The sequence below is a fragment of the Amycolatopsis melonis genome, assembly GCF_040064235.1.
Classification (GTDB): domain Bacteria; phylum Actinomycetota; class Actinomycetes; order Mycobacteriales; family Pseudonocardiaceae; genus Amycolatopsis; species Amycolatopsis melonis.
In genome coordinates this window covers 179,546-205,209 of the sequence record NZ_JBDZYD010000001.1, presented here as the reverse complement: position 1 = coordinate 205,209, position 25,664 = coordinate 179,546, and the positions used below count along the sequence as shown (strand labels likewise).

The 25,664-nt window shown below is 73.1% G+C and carries 21 protein-coding genes; 13 read left to right on the top strand and 8 right to left on the bottom strand.

Going from position 1 to position 25,664, the window contains the following annotated elements; all coding sequences use genetic code 11:
* Positions 1-13 precede the first annotated feature (13 nt).
* The gene (locus ABJI51_RS00915; RefSeq protein WP_348947650.1) at positions 14-1,258 is read left to right on the top strand and encodes a thiolase family protein; all 1,245 of its coding nucleotides are present in this window, start codon (positions 14-16) and stop codon (positions 1,256-1,258) included.
* Positions 1,258-3,369, top strand: a complete 2,112-nt coding sequence (locus tag ABJI51_RS00910; protein WP_348946912.1) for a 3-hydroxyacyl-CoA dehydrogenase NAD-binding domain-containing protein — start codon at positions 1,258-1,260, stop codon at positions 3,367-3,369. Before ABJI51_RS00915 ends, ABJI51_RS00910 begins: the two co-directional genes overlap by 1 nt.
* Here ABJI51_RS00910 and ABJI51_RS00905 read toward each other — a convergent pair.
* Entirely contained in the window at positions 3,366-3,830 is a 465-nt protein-coding gene (locus ABJI51_RS00905) for a hypothetical protein (RefSeq protein WP_348946911.1), read from the bottom strand. The genes ABJI51_RS00910 and ABJI51_RS00905 overlap by 4 nt on opposite strands.
* 69 nt (positions 3,831-3,899) lie before the next feature.
* Here ABJI51_RS00905 and ABJI51_RS00900 point away from each other — a divergent pair, with 69 nt between their 5' ends.
* Entirely contained in the window at positions 3,900-5,426 is a 1,527-nt protein-coding gene (locus ABJI51_RS00900) for a twin-arginine translocation signal domain-containing protein (protein ID WP_348946910.1), read from the top strand.
* A gap of 32 nt (positions 5,427-5,458) precedes the next feature.
* On the top strand, positions 5,459-6,523 hold the full coding sequence (locus ABJI51_RS00895; RefSeq protein WP_348946909.1) for an alpha/beta hydrolase: 1,065 nt from the start codon (positions 5,459-5,461) through the stop codon (positions 6,521-6,523).
* 138 nt (positions 6,524-6,661) lie between these two features.
* Here the strand turns inward: ABJI51_RS00895 and ABJI51_RS00890 are convergent, their stop codons facing one another.
* The 3 genes from ABJI51_RS00890 to ABJI51_RS00880 all read right to left on the bottom strand — a co-directional run bounded on the left by ABJI51_RS00890 (position 6,662) and on the right by ABJI51_RS00880 (position 10,037).
* A complete protein-coding gene (locus ABJI51_RS00890; RefSeq protein WP_348946908.1) occupies positions 6,662-7,786 on the bottom strand; it encodes a sensor histidine kinase in 1,125 nt (374 codons plus the stop codon).
* Positions 7,783-8,460, bottom strand: a complete 678-nt coding sequence (locus ABJI51_RS00885; RefSeq protein ID WP_348946906.1) for a response regulator transcription factor — start codon at positions 8,458-8,460, stop codon at positions 7,783-7,785. Before ABJI51_RS00885 ends, ABJI51_RS00890 begins: the two co-directional genes overlap by 4 nt.
* 83 nt (positions 8,461-8,543) lie before the next feature.
* Complete coding sequence (locus ABJI51_RS00880; RefSeq protein WP_348946905.1) at positions 8,544-10,037, bottom strand: PucR family transcriptional regulator; 1,494 nt, start codon at positions 10,035-10,037, stop codon at positions 8,544-8,546.
* A 97-nt stretch (positions 10,038-10,134) separates the two neighbouring features.
* Between ABJI51_RS00880 and ABJI51_RS00875 the strand changes: the two genes are divergently transcribed.
* The 5 genes from ABJI51_RS00875 to ABJI51_RS00855 are packed head-to-tail and all read left to right on the top strand — an operon-like array spanning position 10,135 to position 17,047.
* On the top strand, positions 10,135-11,580 hold the full coding sequence (locus tag ABJI51_RS00875; protein ID WP_348946904.1) for a sodium:solute symporter family protein: 1,446 nt from the start codon (positions 10,135-10,137) through the stop codon (positions 11,578-11,580).
* Positions 11,573-12,517, top strand: coding sequence for an agmatinase (speB, locus tag ABJI51_RS00870; protein WP_348946903.1), 945 nt, complete (start codon positions 11,573-11,575; stop codon positions 12,515-12,517). The genes ABJI51_RS00875 and speB overlap by 8 nt, the downstream gene beginning before the upstream one ends.
* Positions 12,514-14,157 carry a thiamine pyrophosphate-binding protein gene (locus ABJI51_RS00865; protein WP_348946902.1) on the top strand — a complete coding sequence of 548 codons (1,644 nt, stop codon included), beginning with the start codon at positions 12,514-12,516 and terminating at the stop codon, positions 14,155-14,157. Before speB ends, ABJI51_RS00865 begins: the two co-directional genes overlap by 4 nt.
* Positions 14,154-15,506: an aminobutyraldehyde dehydrogenase gene (locus tag ABJI51_RS00860; protein ID WP_348946901.1), complete on the top strand. Its 1,353-nt coding sequence runs from the start codon at positions 14,154-14,156 to the stop codon at positions 15,504-15,506. Before ABJI51_RS00865 ends, ABJI51_RS00860 begins: the two co-directional genes overlap by 4 nt.
* Positions 15,503-17,047: a purine-cytosine permease family protein gene (locus tag ABJI51_RS00855; protein WP_348946900.1), complete on the top strand. Its 1,545-nt coding sequence runs from the start codon at positions 15,503-15,505 to the stop codon at positions 17,045-17,047. The genes ABJI51_RS00860 and ABJI51_RS00855 overlap by 4 nt, the downstream gene beginning before the upstream one ends.
* A 222-nt stretch (positions 17,048-17,269) precedes the next feature.
* On the opposite strand, the gene ABJI51_RS00850 is transcribed toward ABJI51_RS00855, so the two are convergent.
* The 3 genes from ABJI51_RS00850 to dxs form a co-directional block, all read right to left on the bottom strand.
* Positions 17,270-18,370, bottom strand: coding sequence for a tetratricopeptide repeat protein (locus ABJI51_RS00850; RefSeq protein ID WP_348946899.1), 1,101 nt, complete (start codon positions 18,368-18,370; stop codon positions 17,270-17,272).
* A complete protein-coding gene (locus ABJI51_RS00845; RefSeq protein ID WP_348946898.1) occupies positions 18,367-19,566 on the bottom strand; it encodes an ATP-binding protein in 1,200 nt (399 codons plus the stop codon). Before ABJI51_RS00845 ends, ABJI51_RS00850 begins: the two co-directional genes overlap by 4 nt.
* Positions 19,567-19,748: 182 nt before the next feature.
* The gene (gene dxs, locus ABJI51_RS00840; protein WP_348946897.1) at positions 19,749-21,662 is read right to left on the bottom strand and encodes a 1-deoxy-D-xylulose-5-phosphate synthase; all 1,914 of its coding nucleotides are present in this window, start codon (positions 21,660-21,662) and stop codon (positions 19,749-19,751) included.
* Between the two features lie 175 nt (positions 21,663-21,837).
* On the opposite strand from dxs, the gene ABJI51_RS00835 reads away from it, so the two are divergent.
* The 4 genes from ABJI51_RS00835 (at position 21,838) to ABJI51_RS00820 (ending at position 25,089) form a co-directional block, all read left to right on the top strand.
* Positions 21,838-23,307: an aldehyde dehydrogenase family protein gene (locus tag ABJI51_RS00835; protein WP_348946896.1), complete on the top strand. Its 1,470-nt coding sequence runs from the start codon at positions 21,838-21,840 to the stop codon at positions 23,305-23,307.
* A 72-nt stretch (positions 23,308-23,379) separates the two neighbouring features.
* Entirely contained in the window at positions 23,380-23,799 is a 420-nt protein-coding gene (locus ABJI51_RS00830; RefSeq protein WP_348946895.1) for a hypothetical protein, read from the top strand.
* A 364-nt stretch (positions 23,800-24,163) separates the two neighbouring features.
* Complete coding sequence (locus ABJI51_RS00825) at positions 24,164-24,652, top strand: MarR family winged helix-turn-helix transcriptional regulator (RefSeq protein ID WP_348946894.1); 489 nt, start codon at positions 24,164-24,166, stop codon at positions 24,650-24,652.
* Entirely contained in the window at positions 24,649-25,089 is a 441-nt protein-coding gene (locus ABJI51_RS00820; RefSeq protein WP_348946893.1) for a hypothetical protein, read from the top strand. The genes ABJI51_RS00825 and ABJI51_RS00820 overlap by 4 nt, the downstream gene beginning before the upstream one ends.
* Here ABJI51_RS00820 and ABJI51_RS00815 read toward each other — a convergent pair.
* Positions 25,073-25,636, bottom strand: a complete 564-nt coding sequence (locus tag ABJI51_RS00815; RefSeq protein WP_348946892.1) for a TIGR03086 family metal-binding protein — start codon at positions 25,634-25,636, stop codon at positions 25,073-25,075. The genes ABJI51_RS00820 and ABJI51_RS00815 overlap by 17 nt on opposite strands.
* Positions 25,637-25,664: the final 28 nt, after the last annotated feature.

Below are 25,664 nucleotides of genomic sequence, written 5' to 3'. Positions count from 1 at the left end.
GACCGCGCGAGGCGTGCGCAACGTCGCCTTCGTCGAGGGGGTCCGCACGCCCTTCGGCAAGGCCGGCGACAAGGGCATGTACGCCGGGACCCGTGCCGACGACCTCGTCGTCAACACCATCCGCGAGCTGCTGCGGCGGCACCCCGAGCTGCCGCCCGAGCGCGTCGACGAGGTGGCCATCGCCGCCACCACGCAGATCGGCGACCAGGGCCTGACCATCGGCCGCACCGCCGCGCTGCTGGCCGGGCTGCCCAAGTCCGTGCCCGGCTTCGCCATCGACCGCATGTGTGCCGGCGCGATGACCGCCGTCACCAGCGTCGCCTCCGGCATCGGCTTCGGCGCCTACGACATCGCCATCGCCGGCGGCGTCGAGCACATGGGCCGTCACCCGATGGGTGAGGGCGTCGACCCCAACCCGCGGATCATCGCCGACAAGCTCGTCGACCCGACCGCGCTGGTCATGGGCCAGACCGCGGAGAACCTGCACGACCGCTTCCCGGCGATCACCAAGCAGCGCACCGACGCCTACGCCGCGCGCAGCCAGGAGAAGTACGCCGAAGCCGTCAAGACCGGCAAGATCGGCCCGGAGCTGGTCCCGGTCGCCACCCGGTCCCGAATCAAACCAGCGGAGCGAAGCTCCTCCGTTGAGGGGGGCGGCGGGGGCATGGATGGACTGGGCTGGGGCCTGGCCACCGAGGACGAGCCGCCGCGGCCGGGCACCACCGTCGAGCAGCTGGCGAACCTCAAGACGCCGTTCCGCCCGCACGGCCGGATCACCGCGGGCAACGCCGCGGGCCTCAACGACGGCGCCACCGCGTCGCTGCTCGCCGACGAGGACACCGCCCGCGAGCTGGGCCTGCCCGTCGCGATGCGGCTGGTCGGCTACTCCTTCGCCGGCGTCGAGCCGGAGGTCATGGGCATCGGCCCGGTGCCGGCCACCGAGAAGCTGTTCAAGCGCACCGGCCTGACCATCGACGACATCGGCCTGTTCGAGATCAACGAGGCCTTCGCCGTGCAGGTGCTGGCCTTCCTCGACCACTTCGGCATCGCCGACGACGACCCGCGCGTGAACCCGTGGGGCGGCGCGATCGCCTGCGGCCACCCGCTGGCCTCGTCCGGCGTCCGGCTGATGACGCAGCTGGCGCGCCAGTTCGCCGAGCGGCCCGACGTCCGCTACGGCATGACCACGATGTGCATCGGCATCGGCATGGGCGGCACCGTGATCTGGGAGAACCCGGCGTTCGAGGGGGCGAAGTAATGACTTTCACCGCTGAAGAGGCGAAGGCCGCGTTCCCGGACGAGGTCGTCACCCACGCGAAGACCCGCCTGGTCAAGGTGCCCGGGCTGGCCAAGCCGGTCGCGCTGATCACGCTCGACAACGGCCACGACCACACCCGGCCGAACACCTTCGGCCCGCAGGGCCTGGTGTCGCTGAACACCGCGCTGGACGAGGCGTTCGCCGCCGAGCCCGCCGCGATCGCGGTCACCGGCAAGCCGTTCATCTTCGCCGTCGGCGCGGACCTGTCCGGTGTCGAGGCCGTCAGCGACCCGAAGCTGGCGCGCGAGATCGCCCAGACCGGGCACGACGTGTTCCGCCGCCTGACCGAGTCGAAGATCCCGACGTTCGGGTTCGTCAACGGCGCGGTCATGGGCGGCGGCCTGGAGCTGGCGCTGTCCTGCCACTACCGGACGCTGTCGGAGAACACCGCCGCGATCGCCTTCCCCGAGGTCTTCCTCGGCCTGTTCCCGGGCTGGGGCGGCACGCAGCTGCTGCCGAACCTCATCGGCGCGGACGCGGCCGTCACGGTGATCATCGAGAACGCCCTGGCGCAGAACAAGATGCTGAACGTCAAGCAGGCGGCCGAGCTCGGCATCGTCGACGTGGTCTTCGGCTCGGCCGACTACCTCGAGCAGTCGCTGCTGTGGCTGGCGAAGGTGGTCAACGGCGAGATCACCCCGGCCCGCCGCGAGATCGACCGCGGGGCCGCCTGGGACGCGGCCATCGCCCGCGCGAAGTCCATTGTGGACGGCCGGACGCACGGCGCGTCGCCGGGCGCGACCAAGGCCGTCGAACTCCTTGAACTCGCGAAGGAAAACGACCTCGACCGCGGCTACGCGGCCGAGACCGACGGGCTCGCCGAGCTGCTCATGTCCGACGTCCTGCGCGCCGGGCTGTACTCGTTCAACCTGGTCAACAAGCGCGCCAAGCGCCCGGCGGGCGCGCCGGACAAGTCGCTGGCCCGCAAGGTGAACAAGGTCGGCATCGTCGGCGCCGGCCTGATGGCCAGCCAGCTCGCCCTGCTGTTCGTGCGGCGGCTGAAGGTGCCGGTCGTGCTCACCGACGTCGACCAGGAGCGCGTCGACAAGGGCGTCGGGTACGTCCACGCCGAGATCGACAAGCTGCTGGGCAAGAAGCGCGTCTCCCCGGACGGCGCGAACCGGCTCAAGGCGCTGGTCACCGGCTCGCTCGACAAGGCCGCCTTCGCCGACGCCGACTTCGTCATCGAAGCCGTCTTCGAGGAGCTGGGCGTCAAGCAGCAGGTGTTCGCCGAGCTGGAGCAGCACGTCTCCCCCGAGGCGATCCTCGCGACCAACACCTCGTCGCTGTCGATCACCGCGATGGCGTCGAAGCTGCAGCACCCCGAGCGCGTGGTCGGCTTCCACTTCTTCAACCCGGTGGCCGTGCTGCCGCTGCTGGAGATCGTCCGCGGCGAGCAGACCGACGACGCGTCCCTGGCGACGGCGTTCTCGGTCGGCAAGCAGCTGAAGAAGTCCAGCGTGCTGGTGAAGGACGCCGCGGCGTTCGTCGTCAACCGGCTGCTGCTGCGCTTCCTCGGCGAGGTGCTGGTCACCGTCGACGAGGGCACGCCGTTCGACGTCGCCGACAAGGCACTCGAACCGCTCGGCCTGCCGATGACCCCGCTGACGCTGATGCAGCTCGTCGGCCCGGCCATCGCGCTGCACGTCGGCGAGACGCTGCACGAGGCGTTCCCGGACCGGTTCACCGCGTCCGAGAACCTCGCGAAGTTCGTCAAGGCGGGCAAGAAGGGCGTCTGGATCTGGGACGCGCAGGGCAACGCCTCGGTGGACCCGGAGGTCGCTTCGCTCTGGACGCAGGGTGACAAACCGTCCACTTCGGAGCAGGTGCGCGAGCGGGCGCTGTCCGCGATCGCCGAGGAGATCCGGATCATGCTCGACGAGGGCGTGGTCGCCGAGGCGCAGGACATCGACCTGTGCCTGATCCTCGGCGCGGGCTGGCCGTTCTGGAACGGCGGCATCACGCCGTACCTGGACCGCTCCGGCGTCTCCGAACGCGTGAACGGCAAGCCGTTCCTGGCCCCGGGTGTCGCTTCGGTCCCGGTGGCCTAGTACTCGCCCTCGCGAGGGCACTTCGGCGGCGGCGCAGTGAGGTTCAGCTGCGCCGCCGCCGCGTCCAGGTCGGTGACCGAGACCGTCTCCGCGTCGCGGAAACGGACGTGCAGTTCCTGCGCCCACGCGCGCAGATCCGTGCCGGGAACCGCGAGCAGCGACACCGACGGCGACGCCGGATAGGCCTCGGCCGCGGTCTCGACGAACACGCGCCGCGCCTTCGGGTCGTCGTGGAACGACCGCGCGGCAGACCACATCTTCTCGTCGGACGAAAAGGACAGAACGACCGCCGCGCACAGGTTGTGCCCGGCCAGTGGCGCCGGGTTCGTGTCCACCGGCAGGTCCGGCGGCCGCACCAGCGCCGCGACGAAGAACGCCAGCCCGGCACCCGCGGCCGCGGCCAGCGCGATCACCGGCGGCAGCACGCGGGCCAGCGGCTTGTCCTCCACGGCGAAGATCACAGCACAGCACAGCGTCCGTTGGCTGCCGCGACACCGGCCGTTCACCGGGTCGGCTTAGCGTGCCCGCCCGTGACCACCGACAGACGCCGTTTCCTCAAGGGTGCCGGGCTCGCGGCCGCCGCCGCGGGCCTGCCCTTCCCCGCTCCCGCCTTAGATCTGCCCGGCCTCTGCGGCCGCTACGAGTGGCTGGCCGGCGACCACCACACGCACAGCCAGTACTCCTACGACGCGATGTACCGCATCGACCAGATCGCCGCCGGCGGCCGCGCGCACGGCGCGAACTGGATCGTCTTCACCGACCACGGCCACGCCGAGCACGAGAAGGTGTCGGTCGAGCCGACCGAGGCGGACTTCGCCGCCGCGCGGCGGAAGTATCCGGACCTGCTGCTGTGGCACGGGCTGGAGTGGAACGTCCCGGGCGCCGAGCACGCGACGGTGTTCTTCCAGGCCGGGGACCGGCAGGCGGCGAAGCTGCGCGAGTTCGAGCGGACCTTCGACTGGCGGCTGACGAACTCGGAGGCGTCGAGCCTGGCGAACGAGGCTCTCGCGCTGCGCGGGTTGCGCTGGCTGGCCGAGCAGGAGCGCACGCGGCAGATCCACGCGCCGGTCGTGGTGATCAACCATCCGCTGCGCAACGGCCGCGTCGCCCCGCACGAGCTGCGGGCCTACCGCGACACCGCGCCGGGCATCGTGATCGGCATGGAAGGCGCGCCCGGCGCGCAGGCCGACGGCTTCCCGAAGCCACTGGGCAACGGCGGCGCCCGCGGCGGCTACATCAACAACCCGGGCGCGAACTCCTGGCCGGGGTATCCCGCCGAGGCGTACCGGACGCACGGCGGCTGGGACTGGGCCACGGCGAAGGTCGGCGGCCTGTGGGACTCGCTGCTGGCCGAGGGCAAGCCGTGGTGGGTCACCAGCAACTCCGACTCGCACTACAACCGCGGCGACACGCTGGTGCGCCCGGACGTGCCGGGTGACTGGTACGACACGCACGGCAAGTTCCCCGACCCGGTCGACACCGGTGTCCCGCAGCTGCTCGCGCCGTACGCGGACTTCTACCCCGGCGAGTTCAGCCGCACCTACGTCGGCGTCACGCGGCGCAGCCTCGAAGGTGTCCTGGAAGGACTGCGTGCCGGGCGGATCTGGGCGGCGCACGGCGGCCTCGTCCAGGATCTGGCCGTCGGTGTCCACAGTGGTGGGTCCGCGGCGACGCTGGGCGGGCGGCTGCGGGTGCGGCGTGGTTCGGACGTCACGATCGTGGTGAGCGCGCGGCTGGCCGACCGGCCGAACGGCGGCGGCTCGGTGCCGCGGCTGGCCCGGCTGGACGTCATCGCGGGGCCTGTCACCGGCCCGGCGGCCGATCCCGACACGACGACCGCACCCGGCACCCGCGTCGTCCGGTCGTTCGAGCCACGCTGGGCGCCGGGGCGGCAGGTGGTCTTCCGGCACACGTTCCGGAACGTGCGCGAGCCGTTCTACCTGCGGGTCCGGGGCTCGAACGGTGACGCCGAGCCGACGCCGGACGTCGTCGGGCAGGCGAACCCGTTCGAGGACCTGTGGCTGTACGCGAATCCGATTTTCGCGGATATTTGTTGATAATCCTCGGGCGGGTGTCCACTGTATACGGTGTGAGAAAACTGCTCGTGTGGTCGGTCATGACGGTGCTGCGCTGGCTGCTGCGGCTGCCCGCGCCGGTGCAGCGGGTGCTGGCGGGCCGTCCGGTCGTGGTCGACGGGAAGCAGCCGGTGCCCACCGCGCGGATGCTGATCCAGGTGGCCCGGTTCGCGCCGTTCGACGCCCCGCACCGCAACGGCGACCTCGCCAGGGCCCGGCGCGAGCTGAACATGGCGGGCGCGCTGGCCGGCGCCGGGGTCTGCCCGGGCGTCCGGACCAGCGACCACACCTGGCCGGGACCGGACGGGCCACTGCCGCTGCGGCTGTACGAACCGGAGGGCGTCCCGGCGCCGAGCGCGGCACTGGTGTACTTCCACGGCGGCGGGTTCGTGCTCGGCAGCATCGACACGCACGAAGGCGCGTGCCGGCTGCTGGCCGAGGAGGCCGGGATCCGCGTGGTGTCGGTCGGCTACCGGCTCGCCCCGGAACACCCGTTCCCGGCGGCGGTCTCGGACGCGGTCGCGGCGTTCCGGCACGTGGCGGAGAAGGCGGCGGACTTCGGCATCGACACGGACCGCCTGGCGGTGGGCGGCGACAGCAGCGGCGGCAACCTCGCGGCGGTGGTGGCCCACGCGGCGGCCCGCGGCGAGGTGCCGCGGCCGGCGTTCAGCCTCCTGCTCACCCCGGCAACGGACGCACTGGGCGGTTCGTTGTCCCACAAGCAGTTCGGCTCGGGTTTCCGGCTCGACCGCGACGAGTGGGCCTGGTACCGGGACCAGTACGTCCGCGACCCGGCCCACCTGACCGACCGCCGGGCCTCGGTCCTCTACGACGACAGCCTCGACGGCCTCCCCCCGACGTACGTCGCCACCTGCGGCTTCGACCTGCTCCGCGACGAAGGCGAGGCCTACGCCGCCCGCCTGGCGGCGGCGGGCGTCCCGGTGGTCCACCGGCGCCACGAGGGTCAGCTGCACGGGTTCGCCAACCGCGTCGGCGTCGACCCGGACGCCCGCGCGGCCATGCTCCACGCCGCCGGAGTCCTCCGTGCCGGCCTCGCCCTCAGCCCCGGACGTGACTGAAGAGCCGACACGCGTGATCGAGGAGTCGACACTCGTGATTGAAGGGTCGACACGGCGAACCCCACTCGATCCCGTGTGTCGTCCCCTCAATCACGCGAGTTGACCCTGCAATCACGCATGTCGGCTGTTGGCGCACGGTCAGCGGACGGGGAGGTGGACCGTCACGGCGAGGCCGCCGCCCACGATGGGCTCGGCCGTGACCGTTCCGCCGTGGGCCTGGACCGCCGCGCGGACGATCGACAGGCCGAGGCCCGCGCCGGACCGGGCCGTGCGGGCGACTCCGGCGCGGCGGAACGGCTCGAACAGCTCCGCCACCGTCGCCGGGTCCACCAGGCCGCCGGACGAACGGACCCGCAGCGTCGACCACTGCGGTCCCGGCTGGGTCACCACCTCCAGCCAGCCGCCCTCGACGTTGTGGCGGACGCCGTTCTCCAGCAGGTTGCCCGCGATGCGTTCCAGCAGGGCCGGGTCGCCGAACGCGGGCGCGGGGGCCGTCGCGAACGTCGCGTGGATACCGCGTTTCCCGGCTTCGCGGCGGACCGCCTGCCAGGCGCGGTCGACGACCGCCGCGAGGTCGGCAGGTTCGCGGACCGCGAGCCCGGCGCCGTCCGTGCGGGCCAGCAGCAGCAGCGAGTTCACCAGCTGCCCGGCGCGCTCGGTGGCGTCGCGGACGACGCCGGCCATGCGCCGCAGCTCGGCTTCGTCGGCGGCCTCGTCGGCGAGGGTGACGTCGAGTTCCGTGCGGATCACCGACAACGGCGTCCGCAGCTCGTGGCTCGCGTTCGCGACGAAGTGGCGTTGCGCGTCGAACGCGGCCTGGAGCCGGTCGAGCATGTCGTCGAACGTGCTCGCCAGCTCGGCCAGCTCGTCGCGGGAGCGGATCTCGCCGATCCGCTCCCCCAGCGACTCGACCGACAGCCGCCGCGCGGTGCCGGTGATCTCGCGCAGCGGCAGCAGCACCCGCGAGGTGAACGTCCACGCGAGGATCGCCGCGGCCGCCACCACCAGCAGGAACGCGATCGACCCGAACAGCAGCATCCGGTTGCGGGCGTGCACGCGCAGGTGCTCGGCGAGCGTCGAGGCCTCGACCTGGACGCCGTCGACGACCACCGTGCTGCCCGGCGGCATCTGCGGGACGGTGTCGAGCGAGTCCCGGACCAGCGTCCAGGCCAGCCACAGCAGCAGCAGGCTGACGGCGGCGACCAGCACGGTCGCCAGGAGGGTGATCCGGGCGCGGAGGGTGCGGGTGCCCGGCAGGTTCACGCGCGCGGCGCGCCGGGCTCCGGCACCCGGTACCCGGAGCCGACGACGGTCTCGATGATCCCCGGCTCGCCGAGCTTCTTGCGCAGCGTCATCACGGTGACCCGAACGGTCGTGGTGAACGGGTCGGCGTTCTCGTCCCACACCCGTTCGAGCAGCTCCTCGCTGCTGACCACGGACCCGCCTGCCTGCAGCAGCACCTCGAGGACGCCGAACTCCTTGCGGGTCAGCTCGACCGGCCCGCTCGCGCGCCGAACGGTGCGCTTGGCCGGGTCCAGCTCGACGTCCCCGGCGGTGAGCAGCGGCGGCGCGGCCGGCGTGGCCCGGCGGCCCAGCGCCCGCACCCGCGCGACCAGCTCGGGGAAGGCGAACGGCTTGGCGAGGTAGTCGTCGGCGCCGAGCGACAGCCCGTCGACGCGGTCGGACACCGAGCTGCTGGCGGTGAGCATGAGCACCCGGGTCAGCTCCCCGGAGGCGACGATCTCCCGGCACAGCTCGTCCCCGGACATCCCGGGCAGGTCCCGGTCCAGCAGCACGACGTCGTACCGCGTGACGGCGGCCTTCTCGTGCCCGTCGTCCCCGGTGAGCGCGACGTCCACCGCCATCCCCTCACGGCGCAGGCCGCGGGCGATCGCGTCGGCCAGGGGTTCTTCGTCCTCGACTACCAAAACTCGCACGAACCCACAATCGCATATTTTCCTGAGAGTGCCCTTTAAGGACGGTATGCGTCCGGTGAGGCCCCGAGCGCCACATCGGGGCGCTAGCGTTCCCCCGCCCAGCGCAGGGCGAACCACAGCCGCATCCGGGTCTCCGGGTCGGCCAGGTCCACGCCCAGCACCCGTTCCACCTGGGCGATCCGGTGCCGGACGCTGTTGCGGTGCACGCCGAGCTCCGCGGCCGTCGGCTCCCAGCCGCCGTGGTGGGCCAGCCAGGTCCGCAGCGTGCGCACCAGCGCCCGGTCCTCCGCCCGGTCCAGTTCCGCCAGCGGTGCCAGGGCCCGCTCCGCGAATCCCCGGGAGACGCCCGGGTCGAGCAGCGCGTCGAAGTCCAGCGGCTCGCGCCCGGCCACCACCGGACGGCCGAGCGCGGCGGCCCGGGTCAGCAGCAGCTCCACCTCGGCCGATGACAGCCGGGAAGCAGGCGCCGGGGACCCCACCGCCGTCAGCCAGCCGGACGCACGCAGGTCCGCCAGCAGCCCGTCCGCCGGCGCGGAACCCGCGATGGCCACGAACCGCCCGGGCCACACCGAAACCAGCGGCGTGTCCAGCCGGGCGCGCAGCCAGTCCGGGCGCTGGGCCACCTCGTCCGGGCCGCGCCGGTACGCCGTCCCCGCGATCAGCCGGACGTCGGCCACGCCCAGCAGCGCACTGGCCACTTCCCCGGGCGACGTCCGGCCGAGCAGCAGGCCGGTCGCCGCCGCGCCCAGCTCGGCCGCGTCCGAGCCCGCGCGGCCGACCAGGCCGAGCAGGGCCGCGCCGACGGCGAGGATCGCCCGGTCCGCGCCGTCGAAGCGCCGGGCGCGGCCGACCACCACCACGTGGGACGCCGTCGCCTGCGGGTACACCGGCTGGGCCACCACGAACCCGCCGCCGGTCTCGGTCGTCGCGCTGCGGATGCCGCTGCCCGCCCGGACCGTCGCCACCAGCTCGCGCACCGGAAGCGGCAGCGGCGCGGGCGCGTCGTGCGCCGCCGCCAGGACGTCGCCGGCGCCGACCAGCGCCACCCACGCCCGCAGCTGCGCCGCCAGCGACGACGTCAGCTCGCCCAGCCCGCCGCCCGCGGCGCGGGTCAGCGTCTCCCGCGCCGCGGTGATCCGCCGCTGCTCGCGCTGCCCGGCCTCGGCCAGCGCGACCGACACCGCCCGGCTGATCGCCAGGAACGGCGTGGCGGGCGGCACCACCAGCAGCGGCAGCCCGTGCCGCGCGCACGCCCGGCGCAGCGACTCCGGCAGTGTCTCGGACACCGTCGGCGTCAGCCCGAACCCCAGCGCGGTCACGCCGGCCTCGCGCAGACCGCGCACGTACCGGTCGATCCGCTCGGGCAGGTTGACGCCCGCGGTGAGGATCAGCTCGCCGCCCACCAGGTACGGCGCGGGGTCCTGCAGCTCGCTGACGTGCGCCCAGCGGACCGGCGCGTCCAGCGCGCCCGGCCGCAGCGTCTCGGGGACGACGTCGAGGGCCAGCTCCCGGTTGCCGACAACGGCTCGTAACGGGACATTCACGTCCGTGGACAGCGAATCCGGGATCGAGGTCATTTCGTCCTCACCGATGTCGACATGAAGACGAATCATCCCATGCCGGAGCGGGCCCGGCCGAACCTACGGTGACCCGAAACGACGTGAGGAGGACACCGTGGCCGGCGACTACGCGGTGATCGCGCTGTACATCGCGGGCATGATCGGGGTCGGCTGGTACGGCCTCCGGCTCGCGAAGACCAAGTCCGACTACCTGGTCGCCGGGCGGCGGCTGGGCTGGTTCATGTACTCCGGCACGATGTCGGCGGTCGTCCTCGGCGGCGCGTCGACGGTCGGCGGTGTGAAGCTCGGCTACACCTACGGCATCTCCGGCATGTGGCTGGTGGTCAGCATCGGCGCCGGCATCCTCGTGCTGCACGCGGTGTTCGCGCGGCGGCTGGTGCGGCTGAAGGTCTACACCGTCGGCGAGATGCTCGACCTGCGCTACGGCGGCCGCACCGGCGCGGTGTCCGGCGTCGTCATGTGGGGCTACACCCTCATGCTCACGGTGACCTCGACGCTGGCCTTCGCCACCATCTTCAAGGTCCTCTTCGCCCTGCCGAACTGGGCGGGCATCGCCGTCGGCGGCTCGATCGTGGTGCTCTACTCGGTGCTCGGCGGCATGTGGTCGATCACGCTCACCGACATCGCCCAGTTCGTCATCAAGACCGTCGGCATCCTGGCGATCCTGCTGCCGGTGGCGATCACCTCGGCGGGCGGCTTCGACGGCATGAGCGCGAAGCTCGACGCGAGCTTCTTCAGCTTCACCGCGATCGGCGGCGACACGATCGTCACCTACTTCGTGATCTACACCTTCGGCCTGCTGATCGGCCAGGACATCTGGCAGCGCGTCTTCACCGCCCGCACGCCCGCGATCGCCACGTCCGGCGGCCTGACCTCCGGCGTCTACTGCCTGGTCTACGGACTGGCCGGCGCCCTCATCGGCACCGCGGCGCACACGCTCTACCCGGACCTGGCCAGCGCGCAGGACGCCTTCGCGACCATCGTCGAGCGGCTGCTGCCGACCGGCGTCCGCGGGCTGGTGCTGGCCGCCGCGCTCTCGGCGATGATGTCGACCGCGAGCGGCGCGCTGATCGCGTGCGCCACCACCACGACGTCGGACCTGCTGACCAAGCTGGGCCTGAAGCAGGGCGGCGAGGTCCGCCGCAACCGCGTCACCACGCTGGTCCTCGGCCTGGCCGCGATCGGGATCGCCATGCTCGTCGACGACGTCGTCAACGCGCTGACCATCGCCTACGACATCCTGGTCGGCGGCCTGCTGGTGGCGATCGTCGGCGCGCTGTTCTGGAAGCGCGGCACCCGGCAGGGCGCGTACGCCTCGATGATCGCGGGCACGGTGTCCGTGCTCGCCTTCATGATCGTCGACGGCGTCGACGCCAACACCCCGATCTACTGGGGCCTGGGCGCGAGCCTGGTCGTGTACCTGGCCGTCAGCCTCGCGACACCCCGCACGTCCGACGCGATCCTCACCGTCTGGACCCGCCGCCTGAGCGGCCGGGAAACACCCATCGAGAACCGGGAACAGGAGCCCACCAGTGCCTAACATCGGACCCCTCGACTCGTCGCGCGTCCCCCGCTTCGCCGGGTTCGCGACCTTCGCGCGGCTACCGCGGATCGACCAGGTCGACCGCGCCGACGTCGCCGTCGTCGGGGTGCCCTTCGACTCCGGCGTCTCCTACCGGCCCGGGGCGCGGTTCGGCCCGGCCGCCGTCCGCGAGGCGAGCCGGCTGCTGCGGCCGTACCACCCGGAGCTGGACGTCTCGCCGTTCGTCGAGAAGCAGGTCGTGGACGCGGGCGACATCGCCGTCAACCCGTTCAACATCGGCGAAGCCATCGAGACACTGCAGCAGGAAGCCGAAGCGCTGCAGGCGGACGGGACGCGGCTGGTGACCGTCGGCGGCGACCACACCATCGCGCTGCCGCTGCTGCGGGCCGCGGCGAAACAGCACGGGCCCGTGGCGCTGCTGCACTTCGACGCGCACCTCGACACCTGGGACACCTACTTCGGCGAGCCGTACACCCACGGCACCCCGTTCCGGCGGGCATCCGAAGAAGGCATTCTCGACACGAGCGCGCTGTCGCACGTCGGCACGCGCGGGCCGCTGTACGGCAAGCGCGACCTCGAAGAGGACCGGCGGCTCGGCTTCGGCATCGTCACCTCCGGCGACGTCCTGCGCCGCGGGGTCGCCGAGACCGTCGACGCGCTGCGGCAGCGCATCGGCGACCGGCCGCTGTACGTCTCGGTCGACATCGACGTGCTCGACCCGGCCCACGCGCCCGGCACGGGCACGCCGGAGGCGGGCGGGCTGACCAGCCGCGAGCTGCTGGAGATCCTGCGCGGGCTGCGCGACCTCAACCTGGTCGGCGCGGACGTCGTCGAGCTGGCCCCGGCCTACGACCACGCCGAGATCACCGCGATCGCGGCCTCGCACGTCGCCTACGACCTGGTGAGCCTGCTCGCACTGGGGAAGACCGCATGACCCGCATCGGCGGCGACGTCGTCGTGGAGACCCTGCGGGCGCTGGGGGCCGACACGGTGTTCGGGCTGCCGGGCCAGCACGCGCTGGGCCTGTTCGAGGCCCTGCGTCGCGCCGGAGACGTCCGGGTGATCAGCGGGCGCGTCGAGAACAACCTCGCCTTCGCCGCCGACGGGCACGCCCGCGCGCGGCTGGCGGCGAACCCGGACGGGCCGGTGCCGGTGACGCCGCTGATCGTCTCCACCGGGCCGGGCGCGCTGCTGACGCTGGCTTCGCTGCAGGAGTCCCGCGCGGCTTCGGTACCGGTGCTCGGCATCTCCAGCCAGGTCCCGGTCGCCGGGCTCGGCGGCGGACGGCACGGCTACCTCCACGAGCTGCCCGACCAGCAGGCGAGCTTCCGCGACGTGGTGAAGTCGGTGCACGTCGTGCGCCGGGCGAGCCAGATCCCCTCGGCGCTGCGGGAAGCGTGGACGTCGGCCGCGACCGCGCCCTACGGCCCGGTGTGGGTGGAGATCCCCCAGGACGTCCTGCTCGGCCCGGCCGGCGTCCCGCCGATCACGTCGGTGACGGCCACACCCGGCGTGCCGGAACCCCTGCCGGAGCTGGTCGACGCGGCGGCCGGACTGCTGGGCGCGGCGGCCAACCCGGTGATCCTCGCCGGCGGCGGGGCGCTGCGCTCGGGCGCGCACGCGGAACTGCTGGCGCTGGCCGAAGCCCTGCGCGCGCCGGTGGTCTCGACCTTCGGCGGCAAGGGCGTCTTTCCCTGGCAGCACGAGCTGTCCGGGCGGTCGTGGCTGGAGGACTGGCACACCACGGAGTTCCTCGCCGCCGCCGACGTGCTGCTGGTGCTCGGGTCCGGGCTCGGCGAGCTGTCCAGCAACTACCGGGAGTTCGCCCCGCGCGGGCAGGTCATCCAGGTCGAGGCCGACCTGGGCAAGCTGGAGGCGAACTACCCTGGCCTGGGCATCCACGCCGACGTCCGGTTCACGCTGCAGGCCCTCCTGGAGCAGGTGCCGATGCGGAAGTCCGACGGCCGCGCCGAGAAAGCGGTCTCGGCGCTGCTGGCGCGCGTCGAGTCGCGTTTGGACGGTCAGGACCTGGCCGCCGAGCGGAAGCTGGTCGACGACATCCGCGCGGCGCTCCCGGCGGGCACCCAGACGTTCTGGGACATGACGATCGCCGCGTACTGGGCGTGGTCGGCGTGGAACCCCGAGAGCGCGCCGATCCACACCGCGCAGGGCGCGGGCGGGCTGGGCTACGGCCTGCCGGGCGCGCTCGGCGGGGCGGCCGCCGGCGGGGTCACGCTCGCCGTGTCCGGCGACGGCGGCGCGATGTACGGCCTCGCCGAGCTGGCCACCGCGGTGCAGCACGGCCTCGACGTCACGTGGCTGATCGTCGACGACGGCGGGTACGGCATCCTGCGCGAATACCTCACCGGCGCGTTCGGCCAGTCGACGGCCACCGAGCTGGCCCGGCCCGACTTCGTGGCGCTGGCTTCGTCCTTCGGCGTTCCGGCTCATCTGTCCTCTTTGGACACTGTTGGCGCGGACTTGGCCGAGGCACTGCGCACGCCGGGCCCGTCCGTGGTCGTCCTGCCCGCTCTGCTGAAGATGTTCGCGCCGACCCACCTGGAGAAGGCATGAAACTCGACCTGACCGACCCGGCGACCGGCGAGGTGTCCGGCACCAGCCCGGTCGCGTCCCCGTCCGATGTGGACGAAGCGATGGCCGCCGCAGCGGCGGCGTTCAAGGTGTGGCGGCGGACCACCCCGGCACAGCGGCAGCTGGCGCTGCTGAAGATCGCCGACGCCCTCGAAGCGCGTGCCGCCGAGTTCGCCGACCTGGAGGTGCGGGAGACCGGCAAGATCCGGTCGGTCGTGCTGGAGGAGGAGATCCCCGAGTGCGTCAGCGCGCTGCGGTTCTTCGCCGGGGCCGCGCGGCAGCTGGAGGGCACCGCGGCCGGGGAGTACCTGGCAGGCCACACGTCGGTGATCCGCCGCGAGCCGGTCGGGGTCTGCGCGCAGATAGCGCCGTGGAACTACCCGCTGATGATGGCGGTCTGGAAGATCGCCCCGGCACTGGCGGCGGGCAACACCGTCGTGCTCAAGCCTGCCGAGACGACGCCGTCGACCGCGGCCCTGCTGGCCCGCGTCGCGGCGGAGTTCCTGCCGGCGGGGACGTTCACCGTGCTGACCGGCGACCGCGACACCGGCCGCGCGCTGGTGCGGCACCCGGTTCCCGCGCTGGTGTCGATCACCGGGTCGACCCGGGCGGGCATCGACGTCGCCACCGTGGCCGCGGCCGACCTCAAGCGCACCCACCTGGAGCTGGGCGGCAACGCGCCGCTGCTGGTGTTCCCCGACGCGGACCTCGCCTCGACAGCCGAAGGCATCGTGGGCGCGGCGTTCTACAACGCGGGCCAGGACTGCACCGCGGGCAGCCGGGTGCTCGTGCACGCGTCGATCCACGACGAAGTCGTCTCGGAACTGACGAAGGCCGCGGCGGCGCATACCCCGGGCGTCCACTTCGGACCGTTGAACAGCGCGGCGCAGCTGGCGCGCGTCGAGGGCCTGATCGACCGGCTGCCGCCGCACGCGCGGATCGAAACGGGCGGGACGCGGTTCGGTTCCCGCGGGTTCTTCTTCTCCCCCACGGTGATCTCCGGGGTACGCCAGGACGACGAGATCGTCCAGGAGGAGATCTTCGCGCCGGTGATCACCGTCCAGTCCTTTGCGGACGAAGCGTCGGCGGTGGAGCTGGCCAACGGTGTCCCTTATGGACTGGCGTCGTCGGTGTGGACGCGGGATCTGGCGGTCGCCGCGCGGGTGTCGGCCGAGCTGGACTTCGGCTGCGTGTGGGTCAACACGCACGGGCCGCTGACGGCCGAGATGCCGCACGGCGGGTTCGGCCATTCCGGGAACGGCAAGGACCTTTCGGCCTACAGCTTCGCCGAGTACACCCGCGTCAAGCACGTGATGACGAGGTTCGCATGAGCGCCCGCGTGACGGAGGTCGAGCAGCACGGCATCGCGCCCATCCCGCCGGCGGACCAGACGTCGCGGCCGCGCGACCTGTTCCGGATGGCGTTCGGCGGCGCGAACACGTTCGCCACGATCATCCTCGGCACGCTGCCGATCGCGTACGGGCTGAGCTTCCGCGACGCGGTACTGGCGACCGCGCTCGGCGTGGTCGTGGGCGGGCTGGTGCTGGCGCCGATGGCGTTGTTCGGGCCGCGCACGCGGACCAACAACGCGGTGTCGTCCGGCGCGCACTTCGGGGTGGTCGGGCGCTGCGTCGGGTCGTTCCTGTCGCTGCTGACGGCGATCACGTTCTTCGCGATCTCGGTCTGGGTCAGCGGCGACGCGGTGGCCGGGGCGGCGCAGCGGCTGTTCGGCTTCGACGGCGGCCCGCTGCTGCGCGGCTTCGCCTACGGCGTGATCGCGGTCGCGACGCTGGTGGTGTGCGTCTACGGCTACCGGTTCATGCTGCTGGTCAACCGGATCGCGGTGGTCCTCGGCACGGCGATCATGCTCCTGGGCGCGTTCGCCTACGGCGGCTCGTTCGACCCGGGCTACGCGGGCACGGGCACGTACGCGCTGGGCACGTTCTGGCCGACGTTCACGTTGGCGGCCCTGACGGCACTGGCGAACCCGATCTCGTTCGGCGCGTTCCTCGGCGACTGGGCCCGTTACATCCCGGCGTCGTCCAGCAAGCGTGCCCTGCTGGCGGCCCCGTTCCTGGCCCAGGTGGCCACGCTGCTGCCGTTCGGCTTCGGCATCGCGACGGCAACCCTGGTCGCGGACCCGGCCGACTACATCACGGGCCTGACGGCGATTTCCCCGCTGTGGTACGCGATCCCGCTGATCGTGGTGGCCCTGATCGGCGGCCTGTCGACGGGAACGACCTCGCTGTACGGAACGGGCCTGGACTTCAGCTCGATCTTCCCCCGGCTGTCCCGGGTCCAGGCGACGCTGCTGATCGGGACCCTGAGCGTGGCGTTCGTCTTCGTCGGCAATTTCGTGCTGGACATGGTGTCGAGCATCAACGCGTTCGCGACGCTGATCGTGCTGTGCACATCACCGTGGATGGTGATCATGATGATCGGCTTCGTCCAGCGCCGGGGATTCTACGACGTGGCGGACCTCCAGGTGTTCAACGAGGGCCGTCGAGGCGGACGGTATTGGTTCGCCCGCGGAGTGAACTGGCGCGCGATGGCGGCCTGGATCCCGGCAACGACACTGGGGCTGCTGTGCGCGAACACGCCGATGATCGCGGGCCCGCTGCGGGACGTGGCGGGCGGGGTGGACATCAGCCTGCTGGTGACGTTGCTGACGGCCGCGGTGGCGTATCCGGTGCTGGTGAAGGTGTTCCCGGAACCACCGGAGGTGCTGGGACCGGTTCCGGTGGCGGCGGGCGACACGGTGGCCGACACAGTCGCCGACGCGGCGGGCGACACGGTGGCCGACGCGGCGGGCGACACGGTGGCCGACGCGGCGGGCGACGGGGTGGGCGGCGCGGTCCCGGCCGAGGCCTGACCTCCTGGCACCTGACCGCCTGGCGCCTGGCGCCTGGCGGCCGACCACTTGGCCCGCGGGGGCGCCCCCCGTTTTCCACTCTACCGGGAGGCACCGACAGTTTCGGTGCCGGAAGTCCGGGTCCGGCAGCGGTTCCGGGCTCGGTCGGCCCCGGCTCCAGGCCCGGTCGGAGCCGCGAGGCCGGGCTCAGCCGGAGCGCCGAGGTCCGCCGCAGCTGCAGCCTCAGCCGCGCTGGCTTGCTGCTACTTCCAGCCAGGATTCCCGGCGCTGCCGGTCGTTGCGGTCCCGGAGTTCCCGCAGCCGCCGGTGCGCGGCCCCGACGCCGACCGCGTACCCGAACAGTCCCGCGACGACCAGCACCCGCCCCATCGCCGGGCTCTCCCATGGCGCCACGGCCGCCAGCGCCGACGCCGCCGCCCACACGATGCCCGCCAGGTACGGGCGGACGAGGGCGTCCCGGCGCAGCAGCCGCCGTGCCGCGGGGCGCATCGGTGGCGGGAATGCCCGGTGGGGCCGGGACACCAGCACGTACCAGGCCGCCGCGGCGATCACCGCCGCGGCCGGCGCGCGGACCACCCAGCCTCCGGCGGCGGCCGCGAGCGCCGCCGTTGCCAGCATGGCCAGCACGATCAGGTGTGCCCGCGCGAACAGCATCCACGTCGCCAGCGCGAGGTTCTGGGCGGCGACCGTGTCCTGCGGGTCCAGCCGCAGGACCTCGGCGTACCCGCGGACCGCCCGCACGGCGTTGCGGCGGCGCAGGTCCACCAGCGCTCGCAGCCGCAGGGCTTCGGTGTTGTCCGGTTCGAGGGCGATCGCCGCCCGGACCGGTTCCGCCGCGCGGCGCGCGGCCTCGCGGTGCGGCTCGGCGAGCAGCACCGTCGCCAGGGCCAGGTGGGAGCGGGCCGCGGACGGCGCCAGCTCGCACGCCCGCCGCGCGTGGCCGAGGGCACGGGCGTGCACCTCCGGTGTCGTCAGGGCACCGCCCGACACCAGCAGCCGGGCCAGGCAGGCGTGGGCTTCGGCGTGTCCCGGGTCCACCGCCAGCGCCTCTTCGAACGCCGAGACCGCCTCTCCCGGACGTTCCAGCGCGGTCAGGATCCAGCCGCGGTGGACGAAGACGTCCGCGGTCGCCACCCCGGCGGCGAGGGCGCGCCCGATCGACTCCAGGGCCGCCGGGTGGTCGTGCGCGCCGTACTGGGCCAGCGCGAGCAGGTGCCACAGGACGGCCGAGTCCGGCTCCGTCGCCAGCGCCGCGGTCGCCTCGCGGATCGCCCGCTCGAACTGGCGGGCCTGCACAAGTGCGGCGACGCGCCGCGTCGTCACAGCAGCTTCTTCCGCTTGAGGTAGGCGGCCAGCTCGTCGTAGGTGCCGTCGGCGTTCGAGTACAGCACGACGTTGCGTGCCGCGGCGAACCACGCCGCCGACGACGGGCGGATCTCCGGGAGCGCGCCAAGCAGGTCGGGCATCCCGATCATCCGCGCGACGCCGCTTTCGGCCGAGGCCAGCAGCGCGCGCTCGCTCGCGGTCTCGCACAGGTGCGCGAGGTCGGCACCCGACCAGCCGTCGGTCTTCCGGGCCAGCTGCGGCAGGTCGATCCCGGCGACCGGCCGGTCGCGCAGGTGGTATTCGAGGATGGCGGTCCTGGCCTGCTCGTCGGGCGGCAGCACCAGCAGCGTCCGGTCGAACCGGCCAGGGCGGCGCAGCGCGGTGTCGACGTCCCACGGCGCGTTCGTCGCGGCGAGCACGAAGACCCCGTCGTTGCCGTCGGCGATCCCGTCGAGCTCGACCAGCAGCTGCGCGACGACGTTGCGGGCCGCGGCGCCGGCGAGGCGCGAGCGTTTCTGCCCGATCGCGTCCAGCTCGTCGAAGAACAGCACGCAGGGCGCGGCGCGGCGGGCGGCGAGGAACAGCTCGTGCAGGTTGCGCTCGGACTTGCCGAGCCACATGTCCAGCACCTCGTCGAGCCCGACGGCGAGGAACCGCGCCCGCAGCTCGCCCGCGACGGCCTTCGCGAGGAACGTCTTCCCGTTGCCCGGCGGGCCGTAGAGCAGCAGGCCGCCGCGCAGGCTCTTGCCGTACAGCTTCCGCAGCTCCGGATTGCGCATCGGCGCCAGGAACGCCGCGTCGAGCCGCTTCTTGACGTCGGTCATGCCCCCGACGTCGGCCAGCGTCACCCGCGGCTGCTCGACGTCGGCGGTCGGCCCGGCGGGCACCCGGTCAGCGGGCACCGCTTCAGCGCCGTCGACGAAGCGCGGCGGCACGATGTCGGCCACTTCGCTTTCGGCCGCCGCCCAGTCGAACCCGGGCGGGGGCCCGGCCGGGGCCAGCGCCCGCGTCATCAGCGCCGCGGCTTCGGCGTTGCCCGGGTCCTGCCCGAGGACCGTGCCCAGGTGCGCGACGGCCTCGTCCCGCGCGCCGCGTTCGAGAAGCAGGCCGGCCAGATGCAGCCGCAGCGGAACGTCGGCGGGCGCGGCGGCGACCGCGGCACGCAGGCTGTCGAGCAGAGGATCGGGATTCACCTCGCCGAGGCTACCGACGCCCTCCGCCGGAGGAGGCCGGTTTTCCGCGACGGGCCCGCCTCAGCTGCGGTTCGCGTCCTTCGGCGCCGGCTCCGCAGCCGACCCAAGGCAGCCCGAGACCCACTCCGCGAGGCTACCGACGCCCCCGCCCGAGGAAGCCGGTTCCCCGACGCACCCCCGCCTCAGCTGCGATTCGCGTCCTTCGGCGCCGGCTCCGCAGCCGACCCCAAGCGGCCCGAAGCCCACTCCGTCACGCGGCGGGCCACGTCCTGGGCCGTCAGGCCGATGCGGGCCAGCACCTCGTCGCGGCTGCCGTGGTCGTGGAACGACTGCGGCACCGCCAGGTCCCGCAGCGGGACGTCGCATTCGGCGTCGCGGAACAGCGCCGCCAGTGCCGAGCCGAAGCCGCCGTGGCGGCCGCTGTCCTCGACCGTCACCACCAGCTTGTGCTGCGCCGCCAGCGCGACCAGCTCCGCCGGCACCGGCAGCACCCAGCGCGGGTCCACCACCGTGACGCCGATGCCCTGGTCGGCCAGCCGGTCCGCGGCCGCCAGCCCGAGCGTCGCGAACGCGCCGACGGTCACCAGCAGCACGTCCGCGCCCTCGGTCGGGCGGCGCAGCACGTCGACCGTGCCGATCCGCTCGACCGCGGTGACGTCGGTGCCGACCTTGCCCTTGGAGAACCGCAGCGCCGTGGGCCCGTCGGCGACGTCGACGGCCTCGTTCAGCTCCTCACGCAGCGTCGCCGGGTCGCGCGGGGCGGCCACGCGCATGCCCGGCACCATGCCGAGCAGCGACAGGTCCCACATGCCGTGGTGGCTGGGCCCGTCCGGCCCGGTGATCCCGGCGCGGTCCAGCACCAGCGTCACCGGCAGGCGGTGCAGCGCGACGTCCATCAGCACCTGGTCGAACGCGCGGTTGAGGAACGTCGAGTAGATCGCCACCACCGGGTGCAGCCCGCCCATCGCCAGGCCCGCGGCCGAGGTGACCGCGTGCTGCTCGGCGATGCCGACGTCGTACCAGCGGTCCGGGAAGGACTCGGCGAACTTGTCCAGCCCGGTCGAGCGCAGCATCGCCGCGGTGATCGCGACGACGTCCGGCCGCTCGGCGCCGATCTTCGCCAGCTCCTCGCCGAACACGCCGGTCCAGCTCGGGCCCTTCACCGGCGGCAGGCCGGTCTCCGGGTCGATCGGGTCGGTCTGGTGCATCTGGTCGTGCTGGTTGTTGACCGCGGGCGCGTAGCCGTGGCCCTTCTCGGTCACCACGTGCACGATCACCGCGCCGCCGAACGCCTTCGCGCTGTGCAGCGCCTTCTCCAGGGCCAGCTGGTCGTGGCCGTCGACCGGGCCGAGGTACTTCAGGCCGAGGTCGGAGAACATCGCCTGCGGGCTCAGCGCGTCCTTCAGCCCGGCCTTCGCCGCGTGCAGCGCGGCGTAGATCGGCTTGCCGACGACCGGGGTGTGCTTGAGGATCTCGCGGCCGCCGTCGAGCAGGCGCTCGTAGCCGGGCTGCAGGCGCAGCGCGGCGAGGTGGTCGGCCAGGCCGCCGATGGTCGGCGAGTACGACCGGCCGTTGTCGTTGATCACGATGACGACCGGGCGGTTCTTGTGCGCGGCGATGTTGTTGAGCGCCTCCCAGCACATGCCGCCGGTGAGCGCGCCGTCGCCGACGACGGCGATCGCGTGCCGCCCGCCGCCTGCCAGCTCGAACGCCTTCGCCAGGCCGTCCACATAGGACAATCCGGACGACGCGTGGCTGCTCTCCACCCAGTCGTGCTCGCTCTCCGCGCGCGACGGGTAGCCGGTGACGCCGCCGGTCTGGCGCAGCAGGTCGAACCCGGCCGCGCGGCCGGTGACGATCTTGTGGACGTACGCCTGGTGCCCGACGTCCCAGACGATCGCGTCGCGCGGCGAGTCGAACACGCGGTGCAACGCCAGGGTCAGCTCGACGACGCCGAGGTTCGGCCCCAGGTGCCCGCCCGCCCGGCGGACCTTGTCGACGAGGAAGTCCCGGATCTCGGCGGCCAGCTCGCCGAGGTCCTCGGCACTCATGCGCTTCAGGTCCGCCGGCCCGCTGACGGACTCCAGCATCGTCACCAGTCTCCACCTCACTCGCTCGGTTCGGGCCAGTCTACGGAGACCCGCCACGGAGGTTCCGCCCGCCGCGTCCGGCGTCACAACCGGAGCGCGACCGCGGGTCAGCACGCGGGGTGAACCTCGTCTCCTCCCCGCGCTGTGGCGGTCACGCGCTGTGGCCACGAGAATGGGGCCCATGGCGGACTTCTTCATCGGCGGCGAATGGGTGGACGCGATCGGCGGCGGACGCCGGGAGATCCGCTGCCCGGCCGACGGCTCCCTGGTCGCGACGGTCGCGGAGGGCACCGCCAAGGACACCGAGGCCGCGATCGCGGCGGCGCGGCGCGCGTTCGACACCGGCCCGTGGCCGGGCACGCCCGCGCACCTGCGCGGTGACCTGCTGCTGCGCACCGCGGACCTGCTGGACCGCGACGCGGAGGCGTTCGCCCGCGCCGAGTCCCTCGACACCGGCAAGCGCCTGGCCGAGAGCCGCTACGACATGGCCGACATCGCCGCCTGCCTGCGTTACTTCGGCAAGCTGGCGGCGCAGGACGCCGGGCGCGTCGTCGACACCGGCAACCCGGACGCGTTCAGCCGGATCGTGCACGAGCCGGTCGGCGTGTGCGGGCTGATCACGCCGTGGAACTACCCGCTGCTGCAGACGGTGTGGAAGATCGCGCCCGCGCTGGCCGCGGGCAACACGTTCGTGCTCAAGCCCAGCGAGCTGACCCCGAGCACGGCGATCCTGTTCCTCAAGCTGCTCACCGAGGCCGGCCTGCCGCCGGGTGTGGGAAACCTGGTGCTGGGCGCGGGCGCCGAGGCCGGCGCGCCGCTGGCGTCGCACCCGGACGTCGACCTGGTGTCGTTCACCGGCGGCCTGGCGACCGGCAGGGTGATCGCCGCGGCGGCGGCCGGGACGATCAAGAAGGTGGCGCTGGAGCTGGGCGGGAAGAACCCGAACGTGGTCTTCGCCGACGCCGACTTCGAGACGGCGGTCGACTACGCGCTGACGGCGGTGTTCCTGCACTCGGGCCAGGTCTGCTCGGCGGGTGCGCGGCTGATCGTCCAGCGCGAGTGGCACGACGAGTTCGTCGCCGAGCTGGTGCGCCGGGCCGAGCGGATCCGCCTGGGCGGGCCGTTCGACGCCCACGCCGAGACGGGCCCGCTGATCTCCGCGGCGCACCGGGCGAAGGTCGAGCAGTACGTGGCGAACGCGCTGGCCGACGGGGCGGTGCTGCGCACGGGCGGCAGGCGGCCGGACGACCCGGCGCTGGCGCAGGGCTTCTACTACCTGCCGACCATCCTCGACGAGGTACGGCAGGGGTCGTCGGCGGTCGTGGAGGAGTCGTTCGGGCCGGTGCTGACGGTCGAGACGTTCACCGACGAGGACGACGCGGTCCGCATCGCCAACGACACGCACTACGGCCTGGCGGGCGCGGTGTTCACCCAGGACGCGGGCCGCGCGCAGCGGGTGGCGGGGCGGCTGCGCCACGGGACGGTGTGGATCAACGACTTCCACCCGTACCTGCCGCAGGCCGAGTGGGGCGGCTACAAGCAGTCGGGCGTCGGCCGCGAGCTGGGCCCGACGGGCCTGGCCGAGTACACCGAGACCAAGCACATCTACCAGAATCTGCGCCCGGCACCGCAGCGCTGGTTCGCCGGCTGAGTCCCCCGTTCGGGATCCTCCGTTCGGCCCAGCGCGGAAATTCGGTGGTCCCGGCGTTTTATGCTGCGTGACGTGGCGAAGTGGCGAGGACCGCGCGCGGCACTGGCCGTGGCGGCGGGGGCCGGGGTGATCGCGGGCCTGACGCTGCGCACGGCGGAGTACCCGGGAATGCTGCCGGCGGGCACGCCGGACCCGGAGCTGGGCCTGGGCCTCCGCCTGGTCTGCGCGGCGGCGGTGCTGATCGCGGCCACGCTGGCGTACCTGACCTTCGCCCGGCGCCAGGACGAGCCGCTGGCGATGACGTGCCTCCCGGGCCTGGTGGTGACGGGCGTGGTCCTCCGCCACCTGGTGGTAACCCTGCCGGGAGCGGCACGGATCTCCCCGGCGGCCCGCATCGTGCCGGGGGCGGGGGCATGGGTGCTGCTGGGATCGGGCGTGGTGATGACGGCCGCGGGATTGGCAGCGGCTTTCGCGGTGCGCAAGACCGCCTGACCAGCCCCGACCGCCTGAGTCGACCCTCCAAGCACGCGTGTCGACCCTCCAAGCACGCAAGCCGACCCTTCAAGCACGCGAGTCGCCCCCTCCAGGCACCCGAGCCGCCCCCTCAGGCACACGAGTCGACCCCTCCAGGCACGCGAGCCGCCACTCCCAGCACACGAGTCGACCGCCCAGGTACGCGAGTCGACCCTCCAAGCACGCGAGTCGACCCCTCAGGCACACGAGCCGACCCTCCAAGCACGCGAACCGGCCCTCCAGGCACGCGAGTTCGCCGTTCCGGACCCGCGCCGGGCGCGGATGCTCCTCGGGATCGGCGCTCAACCATCCATAAGCTACCCACCTCCGCTAAACTCGTTTCATGCCGAAACGAAATGACCGGGCCGAGCTGGCACGAGCCGTCATGGAACTCATCGATCAGGGGCACCGGCGGATTTCGCGACACCTCGACCTGACCCGGCTCCGCATTCTGGGCCTGGTCGCCGCGAGCGGGCCGCTTCGGCCGCGGGACATCGCCGCCGAACTCGGGCTTACCGCCTCCGCCACCAGCCGGCACCTGACGGCCCTCGAACGCGAAGGGCACATCGCGGTCGAGACCGATCCCGGCGACTCGCGGACGTTCCTCGTCCGGCAGACCGACCGGGGCCGGGCCGAGGCCGACGCCGCCGTGCAGGCCGGGGCCGCGGCCTTCGCCGACGTCATCGCCGACTGGACCGACGACGACGTCGCCACCGCGCGCCGCCTCGTCACCCGGCTCAACCAGGCCTGGGCCCAGCATCCCGGGACCACCGGCAACGCCGGTCCGCGGTGGCGGCGAGCCCGCACCACGTCCGAATCGGACGACCGATGACGACCGCCGTCCCGAAGCCCGTCCGGGCCGCGCAGGTGCTGCTCGCCCTCGTCGCGCTCGCCCACCTGGTGATCCCGGTCGTCATGACCGCGCGCCGGGACACCCTGCGGGACGCGATCGCCGCCGGGCACCCGGACTTCGCCGCGGCCGAGGTCGCGCGCGCCGCCGATCTCGCCGTCGTCTCCGGTGCCGTCTTCCACGGCCTCCTCCTGGTGCTCTGCCTCCTCCTCGTGGTCAAGCTCGCCGGTGGCCGCCCGTGGACGCGGCGGCTGGCCACCGTCTCGCAGCTGCTGTCCGTCGTCTTCGGTGCCGTGTCGTGGTCGTCCTCGCCGATGTTCCGCGCCGTCGTCCCGGTCGTCGCGCTCGCCCAGCTCGCCGTGGTCATCCTCCTGTGGGCGCCGGCGACGGCGAGAACCTTCTTCACCGCCGCACGGTGACCGGCCTCCTTCCCAGGAACGCCGCCAGCCGGTCCGCCGCCGTCGCGTCTTCCGGTGGCGGAACCTCCGGGTCGAACGGGCCGCCCGGCTGCCGTGGCGCCGCCCCGAACCGGGTGCGCCACTGCTCCAGCGCCTGGGTGGCCAGGTCCGGGACCAAGTCCGTCGGCTGCCCGGTCGCGTCCGCGATGTCCCAGCCGTGGACCACGTACTCGTTCACCCGCATGTGCACCAGGAACACCCCGGGCACCTCGCCCAGCGGCGTCGTCACCGTCCGCGTGAACAACCCCGGCTCGGCCAGCACCGCCCGCGCGCGGGCGACCGATGCCTCGAACGCCGCCACCGGCGACGCACCCAGGTAGTCGCCGTCCGGTGCCGGTGGGCCTGTGCCCGCCCAGAACGCCACCTTCGCGTTGCCGTGGGCCAGGTGGTTGACCACCGCGCGGACGTCCCAGCCCGTGCAGGCCGTGGGCGCGTCCCACTCCGTACAGGCCGCGACCAGGCCGGTCACCGTCGAAGCTGCTCTGTCGAAATCGTCGAGAGGGGTCATGCCGGAGAGTGTGCACCCCACCACCGAC